General features: G+C 63.0%; 1 protein-coding gene. It reads right to left on the bottom strand.

All coding sequences use genetic code 11. The features are described from left to right. Positions 1-126 precede the first annotated feature (126 nt). Entirely contained in the window at positions 127-18,132 is an 18,006-nt protein-coding gene (locus ACERY3_RS07250; RefSeq protein WP_373225365.1) for an Ig-like domain-containing protein, read from the bottom strand. Between the last annotated feature and the right edge of the window lie 41 nt (positions 18,133-18,173).

Here is an 18,173-nt window from a genome sequence, read left to right as displayed (position 1 = left end):
ACGGAATGATTAAAAATCGAACACTTTCTAAACGAGCCCGCAAAATAATCATGTGAAATATAGGGTTATCGCTATTCATGTAAAGAAACGCAAAAGGCCGCGGGGATCGCTCCCCGCGGCGTTGGTTTACGCAATTAACAGCTGATGGTTCGCCAGCAGCGTCGCCAGATCCGTCTGCACGCCGTTCAGGGTCACCAGCGTGGTTGGCGAGAACTGACCGCCCGTGCCGTCCAGGTCAACCTGGATCTCGGTATTGCTGCCGTTCTGCACCACGCGGATGTAATCGCTGATATTGCCCGCGCTGCTGTCCAGCGTGGCAACGCCGTTCACGTAGCTCGCCGAGCCCGTGCCGGTATAGCCGCTGCCGGAGAGCAGATCGCGCAGGTCAATACGATCCGTGTCCGCGGTCCCTTCCCAGGTGCCGACCGTAAAGCCGTTCACCACGTCGTGACCGTTACCGCCCGTTGCATCCGACGCGTTGATCAGCTTGTAGAGCAACGTATCGTGACCGCCGCTGCCGATGTTGAAGGTGTCGTTCCCGCCGCGGCCTTCGAACTGGTTATCACCGCTGTTGCCGGTAATGACATCGTCGAAGTCCGAGCCGTTGATCCCCTCAATGTTGAGCAGTCGTGACGTTCCGAACCCGGTGTCCTGCGCGGTAGAAAGGCGCAAATCAACGGTCACGCCGGAGGTCGCATTGCGGTAATCCACCACGTCCATCCCGCCGGTGTTGCTCCAGGTGTCGTAGTCGGAATGGGTATTCCAGCCGCCGGAGCCGTTGTAGGTATAGGTGCCATCCTCTGCGATAAAGGTGTCGTTATACCCGGTCCCGGTGATCGTCCCGCTGTGGCCGCCGGTGGCCGCTTCGGCCGTCAGGACGTAGCCCTCTTTGCCGTTGCCCGCTTCCAGACCGCTCCAGGTGACGTTATCCGACACGCCGTTGGTGATCTTCAGGATCTCGGCCGAATAGGTTTCATTCGGATCCAGACCGTAGAAACTCACCAGCGCAGAGGTATCGTTCGACCCGATACCTGACTGGGCGTTGATGATCTGCGAGGCCACCAGCACGCCCGCGGCGTTGTACAGATTGACCGTGTTGCCGTAGTAGGCGTTGATGCCCTCGCTGTCGACAATGTGCAGGTGCATCGCGGTGCCGTCAGCAATGGTTTTGCTGTTTTGCACCAGCACCACCTTGCCGTTCTGCTGAGAGACCAGCAGATCCTGCGCGCCGTCCCAGTTGTAGTCCACCGCCGCCACGCCGGTCGCGTAGGCAATACCGGACGCCAGCTGGCTGGAGTTCCAGGTGGAACCGTAACCGTTGTTGGTGAACAGCGTTGCCGTCTGCGAGCCGCCGTAGGTGCTGAGCTTGATGATGTCCATCTGCCCGTCACCGTTCCAGTCCACCGCCACCGACAGATACCCCGCCGTGGCGTTAGAGGCTTCCACCGCGCTCTTGGTGGCAGAGAGCTTCCCGGTACCGTCGTTGTAGTAGATCACCCCGCCGTTGTTGTTGTAGCTGCTGCCCAGGTACAGATCCATGTAGCCATCGCCGTTGAAGTCCGCCCACGTCATGGACGCCGCCGTGGTGGTATTCGAGGCGTTTGCCACAAACACGTTGGTCAGGTTCTGACCGATAGAGAGCGTGCCGTTGCCGTTGTTGTTGATCACGGTTAACGAGTACGCGCCGCTGCGGTTGGTGTGCTGAACGATATCCACCGTGCCGTCGTTGTTCAGGTCGACGCCGGAGATTTCACGCCCGGAATCGAACTGACCGTAGAAACCGCCTTCGCCACCGGTGCCGTCCGGCGACAGAACGCCGTTGTTGTTCACCAGGTAGGTCAGTGAGTCCATGCCGGCATCGCCGTACGCCAGATCCAGATAGCCATCGCCGGTTTTGTCGTAGGCAATCACGCCGCCGTACCAGATGGTGGTGCCCATCGCCAGCTGGCTGGCGTTATAGGTGCTGCCATCGTAGGTCCACATCACCTGCGTTGACCCGGCGTAGGTATTTTCCGTCGCGAAGATATCCTGCGTGCCGTTACGGTCAAAGTCGGCGGCGGTCTGGCTCACCACGTAATAGCCGCGGGTATTGGTCAGCGCATTTCCGGCATAGGTCGAGCTATCGCTGCTGGAGTATGACTGGCCGTTAGCAATGATATTCCACAGACCGCTGCTGTTCATGCCGAGGGTCATGGTGGAGTTGTTGCTGTTCCCCGCCGTGGTTGCCCAGTCGGTATTCACCGAGGTGGTATCAATCACCAGGCTGCCTGTCGCCGTACCGGTGGTATTGCCGTTACCTGCGCTGCTCTTCACCTGCGCCGTCACGCTGTAGCTCGACACGCTCAGCGCATCGCCGTCCGGGATCTGCAGATACCAGGTGTTGTGATCCGGATCGACCACCACCGCACCGCCGGTCTGGGAGGTGTAGGTTTTTCCGTTCACCGTTACCACCAGGTATTCACCGTTCACCAGGTCGGCGGAGACGGTACCGCTGACAATCGGCGTGGTGTCCGACGTGGTCTGCGCGGTAATCGCCGCCGTGGTGGTCGGGATGCTGGTATCAACGTTCAGCACAAAGCCGTCCGATTCCGTGTAGTTACCGGCCCTGTCGGTGACGCGCACAATGTAGGTGTGGTTGCCGTCGCTCAGGCCGTTGTCCTGGAAGGACCAGCTTGCGCTGCCGTTCATGGTCACCTGGCCGAGCAGGACCCCGTCACGGTAGAGCTGCACAATTTCACCGTCGTCCGGGGCGCGGTTAAGCGTACCGTTGATCAGCGGCGAGTTATCGTCCGTTGCCACCGCGCTGCCAAAGGTCCCCTGACGCTCGCCTTCACCGTCGGTATAGCTCACTACGGTTCCCACCGTGGTTGGCGGCGTGGTGTCAACCGTCACCACCTGAGAGGCGGTGGAGCCGACGTTGCCCGCCTGATCGATAATCCGCACCTGGTAGGTGTAGTCCCCGTCAGCCAGATCGCGGGTATCGGTATAGCTCCAGCGCTGGTTGGTGACCGTGGTATCGAGCCAGGTGTTCCCGCCGTCCAGGCTGATCTGTACGCGCTCGTCGTTTGCCAGCGCGCTGCCCAGCGAACCGTTGATGGTCAGCGTGGTGTCCATGGTGATGAAATCACTCCCGGACTGGCCGGTATCTTCGCTGATGCTGTCGATGGTGACGCCGTACTGCGGCGCCTGCGTATCCACCGTCACCGCCTGCGTGGTGGTTGCCCCGACGTTCCCCGCCTGGTCAACGACCCGCACCTGATAGTTATGGCTGCCGTCGGTCAGGGTACGGGTGTCGCTGTAGCTCCACTGCGTACCGCTGACGGTGGCGTACACCCAGGTGCTGCCGCCGTCCATGCTCACCTGCACGAATTCACCCGCGCCAAGCTCTGCGCCGAGCGTTCCGTGCAGCGTGTACGAGGTCGAACTGGTCAGGAAGTCGTTATTGTCGAAGCCGGTATCCACGGTGATGTTATCCACGGTTACCGTAATCGCCGCATCCGGGGCGACCGTATCGACGGTCACCTGCTGATGGGCGCTGGCCCCCACGTTGCCCGCCGCATCCACCACGCGAACGTAGTAGTCATAGGTCTGGTTACCCAGCGTGCGGCTATCGACGTAGTACCAGCTGTTGCCGGTGACAATCACGTTCTGCCAGGTGACGCCGCCGTCGATGCTGATCTGGGCATATTCGCCGTCGGCCAGCGTCGCGCCGAGCGAGCCGTGCAGCGTCAGGGACGTATCGTTGGTGATAAAGTCGCTGCTGCTCAGGCCGGTATCGTCGCTGATGCTGTCGATGGCGATGGTTTTGCTGGCGTCCGGCGCAACCGTATCAATGGTCACCACCTGGCTGGCGGTGGCGCTGATATTGCCCGCGTCGTCAATCACGCGCAGCTGGTAGTTGTAATCCCCGTCGGCCAGCGTGCGGCCATCGACATAGGTCCAGCTCAGGCCGCTGACGCTGACGTCTGTCCAGGTAACGCCGCCGTCGAGGCTGATCTGCGCGTGGTCGCCGCTGCCCAGCGCCGCGCCGAGCGTCCCTTTCAGGCTGATCTGGCTGTCGCTGGTGATAAAGTCGCTGCCGGACAGACCCGTATCCTGGGTGATGGAATCCACAGTAATGGTCGTCGCCGCAGGCTTCGTCTGATCGATCACCACGTCCTGGCTGTCCGTCGCCCCCACGTTGCCCGCGTTATCGATAACGCGCACCTGATACTGATACGTACCGTCCGTCAGGGTGCGGCCATCGGTGTAGCGCCAGGTGGTGCCGGTCACGGTCAGGTCAATCCAGGTGGTGCCGCCGTCGAGGCTGATCTGCGCCTTCTCGTTATTGCCGAGCTGCGCGGTCAGCGAGCCGTTGACCACCACCTGGCTATCGTTGGTGATGAAATCACTCGCGCTGAGGCCGGTGTCGTTTTGCAGCGAATCAATGCTGATGCCCATCGACGGCGCGGTGAGATCCACGGTGACGGTGTGGTTATCGCTGCCGCTGTTGCCGATGGTGTTGCTGACCTGCGCGTTAATGACGTACGAACCGCCGTCCGCCAGCGCGGCCACGTCTGCGCTGCCCACCGTATAGCTCCAGCTGCCGTCATTCTGGACGGTCGCCGTGTAGGTTTTACCGTTCAGCGTGAGGGTCACCGTCTGGCCCGCCGGGGCGTCGGTGGTGCCGCTGACGACCAGCGGCGTGCCGTGCTCGGCGGCGTTGACGATATCGTCCTGCGCAAAGGTGTTGATGGTGATGGTTGGGACATCGCCGTTCAGCGTCACGTCGTGCGTCGCGCTGCCCGGGTTGCCCGCCCTGTCGCTTACCGAAGCGGTGATGGTGTAATCCCCGTCGCTCAGGCCGAGGAAATCACGGCCCGGCACGAAGACCGACCAGGATCCGTCCGCCCCGACGGTCGCCTGATAGCTGTGCCCGTTGAAGGAGACGGTCACCGTCTGGCCCTGTTCCGCCGTGGTGGTGCCGCTGATGGTCTGGCCCGCCAGCTGCTCCGCGTTGTTGACGATATCGTCATCGGCCACGGTGCTGATGGTCACGGTTGGCGCGACGGTATCGACCGTTAAGGTGTGCGTGGTCTGGCCGTTATTACCCGCGTTATCGTTGACCGAGGCGGTCACCGTCAGCGCGCCCTGGCTCAGCGCGGCCAAATCGGCTGCAGGAACATCCAGCGTCCACGTCCCGTCGTTCGCGACGGTGGCAGTGTAGGTTTTGCCGCCCAGCGTCACGGTGACGGTCTGGCCCGCTTCCGCGCTTGAAGAGCCGTGCACGGTCAGCGGCTGCTGCGCTTCAAGCGCGTTCAGCATGTCGTCACCCGACAGCGTCGCAATGCCCACGACCGGCGCAGTGGTATCCACGCTGATGCCGTGGGTCGCCGACGCGCTGTTGCCCGCGCTGTCCTGCGCCGAGACGGACACCTGGTAGCTCGCGCCATCGGCCAGGGCGCCCACGTCGGCGGCAGGTACGGTGGTCGTCCAGCTACCGTCGCTCTGGATGGTGGCCGTATAGCTCTTGCCGTTCAGCGTCACGGTGACCTGCGTCCCGCTGGCGAACTGGGCGCTGGAGCCGTTAATCACCAGTGGCGAACCGGCTTCAGCCGCGTTGATGACGTCATCGCCGCTGAGGGTATTGATGGTCAGCGCCACGGAGGCCGTGTTCACTACCACGTCGTGGGTCTGGGTGCTGCTGTTGCCCGCGCTGTCGGTAATCGTCGCGCTGAGGGTCACGGTGCCGTCGGTCAGCGCGGAAATCACGCTGGCCGGCACGCCCACGCTCCAGTTACCGCTGGCGTCAACGGTGGTGGTGTACTGGTTCGAACCGATGGTGATGACCAGCTTATCGCCGACGCTCGCGCCGGTTGCCGTGCCGCTGACGATCTGCGCCTGCCCGTGCTCCACGCTGTTGATGACGTCATCGCCCGCGACAGCGTTAAAGCTGACGGTCGGTGGCGTGGTATCAAGCGTAATCGCTTTGCCCGCGCTGCCCGGGTTACCCGCGGCGTCGCTCACGCTGACCTGCACGGTGTAGCCGTTATCCGCCAGTGCGGACAGGTCGGAGCCAGGCACGTTCACGCTCCAGATGCCGCCCTGCTGCACCTGCGCGGTATAGCTCTTACCGCCCAGCGTCACGGTGACCGTCTGACCGACTTCCGCCGTGGTGGTGCCGGAAATGGCCACGCCCGCAGACGCTTCGCTGGCGTTAATCACGTTATCGCCTGCGACCGTATCGATGGTCACGGCTGGCGCGGTGGCGTCCACGCTGTACTCGCGGCCCGCCGAGGCGCTGTTGCCGTGCGCGTTGGTGACGCTCACCTGCACGCTGGCATCACCGTCCTTCAGGCCCGCGAGATCGGCGGAAGGCACGGTGGCCGTCCAGTTACCGTCGGCATCGACTTTCGCGGCGTACGTCTTGCCGCCGAAGGTGATGGTAACGGTCTGGTTTTCCTCCACGTTCGAGGTGCTGCCGGACAGCACCAGATCCGCGCCTTTCTCCGCCGCGTTAATCACGTCGTCGGTGGCAATCGCATCGATGCTGATAGCCACCGCTGACAGATCGACGGTCACGTCATGGCTGATGGTCACCGGGTTGCCCGCCGCGCTCTGGCCTGCAACGGTCACGGTGACCGTGCCCGCAGCCAGGGCCCCGACGTCTGCCGCCGGGATCGCCGCGCTCCATGTGCCGTCTGCCAGCACGGAGGCCGCATAGGTTTTGCCGTTGACGGTCACGGTGAGCGTGGTGCCTGCCACCAGCCCGTCGCTGGAGCCGGTAACGATCAGGTTCTGTCCATGCTCGATGCTGTTGATCACATCGTCGCCCGCCACGGTATCAATGCGCAGACCCGGCAGGCTGGCGTCGATAACGATTTCGCGCTCGCCCGCGCCGGTGTTGCCGTGGCCGTTGGTGACGGTCGCCGACACGGTCAAATCGCCGTTGCCCAGCGCGGTCAGGACGGATTCCGGCACGTTCACGGACCAGGTGAGATCGCTCTGCACCGTCGCGGTGTAGCTGTTGCCGCCGATAGTCACGGTTACCGTGTTGCCCGCTTCCGCGTTCGCTACCTTACCGCTGATGGTCTGACCCGCGGCCACTTCCGCCGCGTTGATGACGTTATCGCCCGCCACGGTGTTGATGGTGATGGTCGGCAGCGCGGTATCGACCAGCAAGGTCGCCGTATTGCTGACGCTGTTGCCCACGCCGTTGGTGGCGGTCGCGTTCAGGGTGTAATTGGCCTGACCGAGACCGGCCAGATCCGCTGCCGAAACGGTCAGGCTCCAGGTGCCGTCTGCCGCCGTCGTTGCAGTGTAGTTTTTACCGTTCAGGGTCACGGTCACCACGGTGCCTTCCGCGAGGTTGGCGCTGGTGCCGCTGACGCTCAGGTCCTGACCTTTCTCCACCGCGTTCAGCACGTTGTCGCCGCTGATTGAGTTGAACGCCACGGACGGCAGGCCGGTATCGACGGTCACGTTATGGCTGCCGGTGCCGGTGTTGCCCGCCGCGTCGGTGACTGACGCCGTTACGGTTACGGTGCCGTCGCTGAGGCCGGAAATCACGCTGGCCGGTACGCCCACGCTCCAGTTCCCCGCCGCGTCCAGCACGGTGGTGTAAGTCTGGCCGCCGATGGTCACGGTGACCTTATCGCCCGCTGCCGCGCCGGTGGCGGTGCCGCTGATGATGTGCGCCTGGCCGTGCTCAGCGATGTTAATCACATCGTCGCCCGCAACGGTATTGATGGTCACCGCAGGAACGGTCACGTCCACCGTCAGATTGCGATCCGCCGACGCCGGGTTGCCCGCCTTGTCACTGACGCTCGCCGTCACGGTGACGCTGCCGTCGCCGAGCGATGCCAGATCCGCCGCCGGAACGCTCAGCGTCCAGCTGCCGTCCGCGTCTGCGGTTGTGGTGTAGTCTTTGCCGTTCAGCGTCACGGTCACGGTCTGGCCTGCTTCGGCGGTGGTGGTGCCGGATACGGTCAAATCGGACTGCGCTTCTGCGGCATTCAGAATATCGTCAGCCGCCAGGGTATGAATGGTCACGGACGGCGCGGTTGCATCCACGCTGTACTCGCGGCCTGCCGAAGCGCTGTTGCCGTTCACGTTGGTGACGCTCACCTGCACGCTGGCGTCACCGTCCCTGAGGTGTACCAGGTCCGCAGACGGTACGGTGTAGGTCCAGTTACCGCTGTCGTCCACGGTAGTTGTGTAGATTTTGCCGTTCAGGCTGATGGTCACGGTCTGCCCGGCTTCCACGTTGGTGGTCGCACCGGACAGCACCAGATCCGCGCCCTTCTCCGCAGCGTTAATCACGTCGTCGGTGGCAATGGCGTTGATGCTGACGGCAACGGTCGCCAGATCCACCGTCACGTCGTGGCTGATGGTGATCGGATTGCCCGCTGAGCTGTCTCCGGTCACGCTGATTTTGACGGTGCCTTCCGGCCACGTGCTCACGTCGGAGGACGGGATCGCCGCGCTCCAGGTGCCGTCCGCCAGTACGGTCGCCGCATAGTCTTTACCGTTGACGGTGACGGTCAGCGCCGTGCCTGCCGCCAGCCCGTCGCTGGAGCCGGTGACGATCAGGTTCTGCGCGTGTTCGATGGTGTTGATCACGTCATCACCCGCGACGGTGTCGACGCGCAGGCCCGGCAGGTTAGCGTCGATAGCGATTTCGCGCTCGCCGGTGCCGGTGTTGCCGTGGCCGTTGGTGACGGTCGCCGTTACGCTCAGGCTGCCGTTGCCCAGCGCGGTCAGCACGTCAGACGGCACGTTCACGGACCAGGTCAGATCGCTCTGCACCGTTGTGGTGTAGCTGTTGCCGCCGATAGTCACGGTTACCGTGTTGCCCGCTTCGGTGTTCGCCACGGTACCGCTCAGGGTCTGGCCTGCCGCCACTTCCGCCGCGTTGATGACGTTGTCGCCCGCCACGGTGTTGATGGTGACGGTTGGCAGCGCGGTATCGACCAGCAGGTTCGCGGTGTTGCTCACGCTGTTGCCCACGCCGTTGGTGGCGGTCGCGTTCAGGGTATAGTTGGCCTGACCCAGACCGGCCAGATCCGCTGCCGGAACGGTCAGGCTCCAGGTGCCGTCTGCCGCCGTCGTTGCCGTGTAGTTTTTGCCGTTCAGGGTCACGGTCACTACGGTGCCTTCCGCCAGGTTGGCGCTGGTGCCGCTGACGCTCAGATCCTGACCTTTTTCAACGGCGTTCAGTACGTTGTCATCGCTGATGGCGTTGAAGGCCACCGATGGCAGACCGGTATCGACGGTCACGTTATGCGTGCCGGTGCCGGTGTTGCCCGCCGCGTCGGTGACTGACGCCGTTACGGTTACGGTGCCGTCGCTGAGGCCGGAAATCACGCTGGCCGGTACGCCCACGCTCCAGTTCCCCGCCGCGTCCAGCACGGTGGTGTAGGTCTGGCCGCCAATGGTGACGGTCACCTTATCGCCCGCTGCCGCGCCGGTGGCGGTGCCGCTGATGATTTGCGCCTGGCCGTGCTCTGCGAGGTTAATGACATCGTCGCCCGCAACGGTATTGATGGTCACCGCAGGCGCGGTGATATCTACCGCCAGGTTGTGATCCACGGACGCCGGGTTACCCGCTTTATCGCTGACCGATGCGGTGACGGTCACGCTGCCGTCGGTTAATCCAGCCAGATCCGCCGCCGGTACGTTCAGCGTCCAGCTGCCGTCTGCGCTGACGGTTGTGGTGTAGTCTTTGCCGTTCAGCGATACGGTCACGGTCTGGCCCGCTTCGGCGGTGGTGGTGCCGGATACGGCCAGATCGGACTGCGCTTCAGCGGCGTTCAGAATGTCGTCGGTCACCAGGGTATTGATGGTCACGGACGGCGCGGTCGCATCCACGCTGTACTCGCGGCCCGCCGAGGCGCTGTTGCCGTTAACGTTGGTGACGCTCACCTGCACGCTGGCGTCGCCGTCTTTCAGGCCCGCCAGATCCGCAGACGGCACGGTAGCTGTCCATTTGCCGTCGGCGTCCACCGTGGCGGTGTAGCTCTTGCCGCCAAAGGTAATGGTAACGGTCTGGTTTGCTTCCACGTTCGAGGTGGTGCCGGAGAGCACCAGATCCGCGCCCTTCTCGGCCGCGTTAATCACGTCGTCGGTGGCGATGGCATCAATGCTAATGGCAACGCTCGCCAGATCCACCGTCACATCGTGGCTGATGGAGACCGGGTTACCGGCGCTGCTCTGGCCCGATACGGTCACGGTAACCGTGCCTGCGGCCAGCGCACCCACGTCCGCCGCCGGGATCGCCGCGCTCCAGGTGCCGTCCGCCAGCACGGTTGCCGGATAGGTTTTGCCGTTTACGGTCACGGTCAGCGCCGCGCCAGCCGCCAGCCCGTCGCTGGAGCCGGTGATAATCAGATTCTGCCCGTGTTCGATGCTGTTGATCACGTCGTCACCCGCCACGGTATCCACGCGCAGGCCCGGCAGGTTAGCGTCTATCACGATTTCGCGCTCGCCCGTTCCGCTATTGCCCACGCCGTTTGTGACGCTGGCCGACACCGTCAAATCACCGTTGCCCAGCGCGGTCAGCACGGATTCCGGCACGTTAACGGACCAGGTGAGATCGCTCTGCACCGTGGCGGTGTAGCTGTTGCCGCCAATGGTCACGGTCACGGTGTTGCCCGCTTCGGCATTCACCACCTTACCGCTGATGGTCTGCCCGGCTGCCAGCTCCGCCGCGTTAATGACGTCGTCACCTGCAATGGTGTTGACGATCACGCCCGGCAGAACAGATTCCACGTTCACGGTGTGCGACGCGCTGGTATTGTTGCCGACGCTGTCCGTTGCTGAGGCGGTGACGGTATAAAGCGCCTCGCCCAGCTGACCGACCTCGTTCGCCGGAACGGTAGTCGTCCATTTTCCGTTATCGTCCACCTGCGCGCTGTACGCTTTGCCGTTCAGCATCACGGTCACCACCGCGCCTGCCGCCAGGCCGGAAGCCGTACCGGAGATCGTCAGATCCTGAGTTTTCTCGGCGTTGTTGATCGCATCGTCACCGGAAACGGTGTCAATGGTCAGCACCGGCGCGGTCAGGTTCACCTCTACGCCGTGCGTGGCGCTGTTGCTGTTGCCCGCTTTATCGGTCAGCGCCGCGGTAATAGTGTGATCCCCGGCGGCCAGCGCGGTTACGTCTGCCGCAGGCACGCCCACGCTCCAGTTGCCTGAGGCATCCAGGGTGGCGGTGTACGATTTGCCGTTGAGCGTGACGGTGACCACATCACCCGCCGCCGCGCCGGTCACGGAACCCGTGACAATCAGTGCCTGCGCATGCTCGGCGCTGTTGATCACGTCGTCGTCGGAAACGGTGTGGATGGTCAGCTGCGGAACGGTGGTATCGACCAGCACGTCGCGATCCGCTGAGGCCGGGTTGCCCGCCTTATCAGACACGGCGGCGCTGATGGTGTAGTTGCCGTCGGTAATACCGCTCAGGTCCGCGGACGGCACGGTCACGCTCCAGCTGCCGTTTGCCTGCACGGTGGTGGAGTAGTCCACGCCGTTCAGCGTCACGGTGACGGTCTGGCCCGCTTCGGCGTTGGTCACGCCGTTAACGACCAGATCCTGCTGCGCTTCGGCGGCGTTGATGATGTTGTTGTCGCTGACGATCTCGATAGATACCGTCGGCGCGGTCGCGTCCACGCTGTACTCGCGGCCCGCCGACGCGCTGTTGCCGTTGACGTTGGTGACGCTCACCTGCACGCTGGCATCGCCGTCTTTCAGGCTGCCCAAATCGGCGGACGGTACGGTCGCCGTCCAGTTGCCGCTGGCATCGACCGTCGCGGTGTACGACTTGCCGCCGAAGGTGATGGTGACGGTCTGGTTTTCTTCCACGTTGGAGGTCGAGCCGGACAGCACCAGGTCCGCGCCTTTCTCCGCCGCGTTGATTACGTCGTCCGAGGCAATCGGGTTAATGCTAATGGCGACTGCCGCCAGATCCACCTTCACGTCGTGGCTGATGGAAACCGGATTGCCCGCCGCGCTCTGGCCTTCCACGGTCACGGCAATCGTGCCCGCATTCAGCGCGCTGACGTCTGCTGCCGGAATGGCCGCCGTCCAGGTGCCGTCTGCAAGCACGGTTGCGGCGTAGGTTTTGCCGTTGACGGTCACCGTTAACGCCGCGCCCGTTGCCAGGCCTTCGCTGGAGCCGGTGATAATCAGGTTTTGAGCGTGCTCAATGCTGTTGATGACATCGTCGCCCGCCACGGTGTCGACCCGCAGGCCAGGCAGGTTAGCGTCTATTACGATTTCGCGCTCGCCGGTGCCGGTGTTGCCGTGGCCGTTGGTGACGCTGGCTGACACGGTCAGATCGCCGTTCCCGATGGCGGTTAAGACCGTGGACGGCACGTTGACCGACCAGCTCAGATCGTCCTGAACCGTCGCGGTCCAGGTATTGCCGCCGATTGAAATCGTGACAGTGTCACCTCTCGCCGCGCCGCTCACTTTGCCGCTCAGGGTCTGCCCGGCAGCCACTTCCGCTGCGTTAATGACATCGTCCGTGGCGACAGGGTTGATGGTGACCTGCGGCAGCGCGCTGTCGACCAGCACGCTGTGGCCGGTGCTCGCGCTGTTGCCCGCCGCGTCGGTTACGCTCGCCGTCACCACGTAGCTCGCTTCGCCCAGCGCGGAGACGTTTGCCGCCGGAACGCTGATGCTCCAGTTCCCGCTGGCGTCGGTGGTGGCCGTATAGCTGATGCCGTTCAGGGTCACCGTAATGGTGGTTCCGTCCGGCTGGTTGCTGGTGCCGGACACCAGCAGATCCTGGCCTTTCTCGGTCGCGTTGATCACGTCGTCAGCCGCCAGGGTATTGATGGCAACCACCGGCGCGGTCAGGGAAACGTCAAACTCGTGCGTAGCGGTGGTGCTGTTACCGGCTTTATCGGTGAGTGTCGCGGAGATCGTCTGTTCGCCGTTAACCAGCGCGCCCACGTCCGCCGCCGGAACGCCCACGCTCCAGCTGCCGGACGCGTCCAGCATGGCGGTGTAGTCTTTGCCGTTCAGGGTCACGGTAATCACGTCACCCGCCTGCGCGCCCGTGACCTTACCGGAGACAATCAGCGCCTGGCCGTGCTCGGCAATATTCACGACGTCGTCGCCCGCGACGATGTTGAACGAAATCTGCGGTACGGTGGTGTCGACCAGCACCGAGGAGCCCGCGCTGGCCGGGTTGCCTGCCTTATCGGACACGGTCGCCGTCACCGCCGCGCTGCCGTCGGCGATGCCTGCCATATCCGCCGCCGGAACGTCGAGCGTCCAGCTGCCGTCCGCCTGCACCTGCGCGGTGTACTGATTGCCGTTGAAGGTCACGGTGACCGTCTGGCCTGCTTCGGCAGTAGAGGTGCCGCTCAGGGTCAGATCCTGCGCCGCCTCTGCCGCGTTCAGCATATTGTCACTGCTGATGGTGTTAATGGTCACCGTCGGCGCGGCGGTATCGACGCTGAATTCCTGCGCCGAAGACGCCGCGTTGCCGTTCACGCTGGTGACGGTTACCTGCACGCTGGCGTCACCGTCTTTCAGGCCGCTCAAATCGGCTGCCGGAACGGTCCAGGTCCAGTCGCCGTTAGCATCCACCGTCGTGGTATAGGTTTTACCCGCAAAGGTGATGGTTACGGTCTGACCCGCTTCCACGTTGGAAGTCGTGCCGGAAAGCAGCAGGTCCTGGCCTTTTTCCGCCGCGTTAAGCACGTTATCGTCGGTCACGCTGCTGATGGTGATGGCGACAGGCGCGAGATCGACGTCCACGACGGTGCCGATAGTCACCGGGTTGCCGGAAGCATCCTGCGCGCTTGCCTTGATATCCAGCGAACCGTCCGCCCACTGGGAGACATCGGCCGCCGGTACCGCCGCCTGCCAGGTGCCGTCCGCCAGTACCGTTGCGGAATAATCTTTGCCGTTGATGGTCACGGTCACGGCGCTGCCCGCCGCCAGATCGGTGCTGGTACCGGATACAATCAGGTTCTGAGCGTGTTCAATCACGTTAATTACGTCGTCACCCGCCACGGTATCAATACGCAGTCCCGGGAGCTGGGCGTCGATGGTGAAGTCGTGAGAAGAAGAGCCGGTATTGCCGTGCGCGTTGGTCACGCTGGCGGATACGGTGAGGTCGCCGTTGCCGAGCGCGGTTAACTGGCTCTCGCTTAACGGCAGGCTCCAGGTCAGATCGTCCTGCACGGTAGCTGTGTACGTCTGGCCGCCAAGGATAATAGTGACAGTGTCACCTGGCGCCGCATTCGTCACCTTACCGGTCAGGGTTTGCCCTGCCGCCACTTCCGCTGCGTTAACGATATTGTCGCCCGCCAGCGTGTCGATCGTTACCACCGGCAGGGAGCTGTCCACCAGCACGTCGTGCGAGGTTGAGGCGCTGTTGCCTGCGCTATCCGTAACGCTCGCCGTCACGGTGTAATGGGCTTCTCCCAGCGCGCTTACGGCGGAGGCCGGTACGGTCACGCTCCAGTTACCGCTGGCGTCAGCGGTGGCGGTGTACTGAATGCCGTTCAGGGTCACCGTAATGGTCGTGCCTTCCGGCTGGTTGCTGGTGCCGGAGAGCAGCAGATCTTCGCCCTTCTCGGTCGCGTTGATCACGTCGTCCGCCGCCAGCGTGTTGATACCGATGACAGGCGGCACGGTATTCACCACCACATCCAGCGAACTGCTTCCGGTGTTGCCGGACCTGTCGGTCACGGAGACGTCGATGGTCCAGGTGCCGTCAGTCAGTCCCTGCACGACGGACGCCGGCAGGCCAAGGCTCCAGTTCCCCGCCGCATCCACCACGGTGGTGTAATCGACGCTGTTAATGGTGATGGTGACCAGGTCGCCCGCGGCCGCACCGGTGACGGAGCCGCTCAGGATCTGCGCCTGTGAATGGGCGAGCTGGTTAACGGTGTTGGTGTCGGTGACAAAGTCGTTAATGGTCACCTGCGGTACGGTGGCGTCCACCAGACCCACGCGCTCGGCGCTGCTGGCGTTGCCCGCCACGTCGCTGACGGTGGCCGTCACGGTCACAATGCCGTCCGTCAGTGCACCCACATCAGCCGCAGGCACGCTCAGCTGCCACGTACCGTCCGCCTGAACCGTGGTCTGATACGTTTTACCGTTCAGCGTCACGGTGACCGTCTGGCCCGGTTCCGCAGTGCTGGTACCGCTTAAGGCTAAATCCTGCTGCGCTTCTGCCGCGTTGATGATGTTGTCGGCGGTCAGGTTATCGAGCGTAATCGCCGGAGGCTGCGTATCCACCGTGACCACGCGCGCGGCGTCCGCGCTGTTGCCGCTGACGTTAGTGACGCTGACGCTCACCTGCGCGCGCCCGTCGATCAGGGTTTCCATGGCGCTGGCGGGTACGGTCAGGCTCCAGGAGCCATCCTGCTGCACCTGCGCGGTGAAGGTCTGGTCGGCGAATTTCACCACCACGGTCTGCCCCGCCTCCACGCCCTGCGTCTGGCCGGAAAGGGTTAAATCACCGCCTTTTTCTGCCGCATTCAGCAGGTCATCGCCGGAGACGGTATCAATGGTGACCGCCACGGCATTCAGATCGAGTTCAATCGGGTGTTCAGCCGCAACGGGATTGCCCCAGGCATCTACCGCGCTGACGCTCACCGTCATGCCGCCCGCCGTCCAGGCCTGCAGGTCCGCCGCCGGAACGCCGATCTGCCAGCTGCCGCTGGCGTTAACCGCGGTGACGTACTCCACGTTGTTGATGGTGACGATAATCTGCGTGCCCGCGGCCAGATGAGTGCTGGAGCCGGTGACGCTCAGATCCTGCTGCTGTTCGATGGCGTTGATCACGTCATCGCCGGAAATGGTGTTCACGCGCAGGCCCGGCAGCTCCGCGTTGATATTGATATCACGCTCGCCGGTGCCGGTATTGCCGTGCCCGTTGGTGACGGACGCGGTGAAGGTTAAATCCCCGTCGCCGAATGCCTGAAGATCCGCTGACGGGATTTTCACGCTCCAGGTCAGGTCGCTGCCAACCGTTGCGGTGTAGCTCTTGCCGCCTGCGGTGATGGAGACGGTATCGCCCGCCGCCGCGCCGGTAACGCGACCGCTGAGGGTTTGATCGGCGCCCGCTTCGGCGTTATTAACCAGGTTGTCGCCCGCAAACGTATTGATAATGACCTGCGGAAGAACGGTATCCACCAGCAGATTCGCCTCGGCAGAACCGCTGTTACCCACGCTGTCGGTCCCGCTGACGCTGACGGTATAAAGCGTGTTCGCCAGATTCAGGACGTCGGAAACCGGCACCTGGACCGCCCAGATACCGTTTTCGACGGTTGCCTGATAGCTGACGTTGTTCAGCGTCACGGTGACGGTGGAGCCGTCCGGCAGGTTGCTGGTGCCGGTCAGGCTCAGCGGCTGCATCGCCTCCTGGGCATTCAGGACGTTATCCTGGCTGATGGCGTCAATCGTAAATTCCGGCGGGTGTCCGCTCAGCGTAATGCCGTGCGTGGCGCTGCCGGTGTTGCCTGCCGCGTCAGTGACGGAAACCGAAAGCGTGTGGTTGCCTTCACCCAGCGCGCCCAGCACGGACGCCGGAACGCCCACGCTCCAGCTGCCGTCCGCCAGCACCACGCCGGTGAAGGTCTGGCCGCCAAGGGTCACGGTGACCACATCGCCCGCGGCGGCACCGCTCGCCAGGCCGGAAATAATGTGCGCCTGGCCTTGCTCGCTGATATTGAGGATATCGTCGCCCGCCACGGTATGGATGGTGACGATCGGCGCGGCGGTATCCACCGTGAAATCTGCCGTCACGGACGAGCCGTTGCCCGCTTTGTCGCTAACGTTAACCGTCAGGGTGTGATTACCCTCACTCAGCGCCTGCACGTCGTTCACATCAAGCGTGACGGACCAGGTGCCGTCGCTGCCCACCGTGGCGTTATAGTTTTTACCGTTCAGCGTGACCGTGACGATCTGACCGGCTTCCGCATTCGTTTTACCGGTCAGGGTCAGCGGCTGGCTGTGCTCAGCCGCATTAATGATGTTGTCCTGCGCGAGGGTATCGACAGAAAGGGTTGGCGCGGTGGTATCCACCCCAATCGTCTGGCTTCCGCTAACGGTGTTACCCGCCGCGTCTTTACCGCTCACGTTGACCGTCCAGGTACCGTCGCCCAGCGCCTGCGCGTCCGCCGCAGGCACGTTAACACTCCACGCGCCGTCTGCCCCGACTTCAGCCGCGTAGGTTTTGCCGTTCAGCGTCACGGTGAGTCCGGTACCCTGCGCCAGGTTTTTGCTGGCACCGGAAAGCGTAAAGCCCGCGGATTGCTCGCTGGCGTTCAGCACGTTATCGCCCGCCGTGGTGGCCAGCGTAATGGCGGCGTCGGCGGTAGAGACCGTCACGGTGATACTGCCCGCAGAGGTGGTTTTACTGCCGTCGATCTGCACGACGGACCAGGTGTGTTCCCCGTCCGTCTGGGTCGGTAATATTACCGTCCAGGTGCCGTCTTTACCGACCATGGCGCTGGCAATGGTGCTGCCGCTGCTGTCTTTGATCTGGATGGTCGCGCCCGGCTGACCGGTGCCGCTAAAGGTTGGGTTGCTGTCGTCCGTGATCTCGTTTGCGCTCAGCACGCCCTGCTTGTCACCCGCTTTATCCGACAGCAAGAAGGTCGGCGTGGCGCTTTCAACGTCTTTCGTATTATCAATGACTTTTGTTTTAGTTTCGCCGTCACCGCCGTTTGCCAGCAGTGCCCCGATAGCACCGCCGCCTAACGCAGCCCCCGCAATCCAGCCCCACGGCGCGTCGCTTAAAACACTTTCCTGCTCAAGGAAAGGTTGAATGCTGCTAATCGGTGTGGCCTGCGCGGTTAACTCGGTCACCGCAGCGCCTGACGCTTCCCCGGCATCAGCAAAAGAAATATGCGTCAGTTCCTGACGGTCGTTGAACACCAGCTCTGACTGATTATGCGATTCTGCATCTTCGACAAAATAGTTATTGCAGCGAATAACGCTGCCATCTTTCATATAAATGAGGAGATCTTTACCCTGGCGGACATAACGCGCCACATCCTGAGCAGAGCCCTGGATTTCAATCACGCTCGGCGATGAAATAGAGACCGACAGATTTCCTTCGCCGGTTAATTTCGTTTTCTCCGCCGTTTTGCGAATGATGACATCAACAACTTTCATGTTACTCATATTCTTCTCCTTGCAGGTGTACGGATTCCTGTGGATATGTC

The organism is Enterobacter cloacae complex sp. ESBL7 (assembly GCF_041679625.1).
Taxonomy (GTDB): domain Bacteria; phylum Pseudomonadota; class Gammaproteobacteria; order Enterobacterales; family Enterobacteriaceae; genus Enterobacter; species Enterobacter asburiae_B.
Note: the sequence above shows the minus strand (reverse complement) of the source record. Positions and strands in the feature narration are given on the sequence as shown.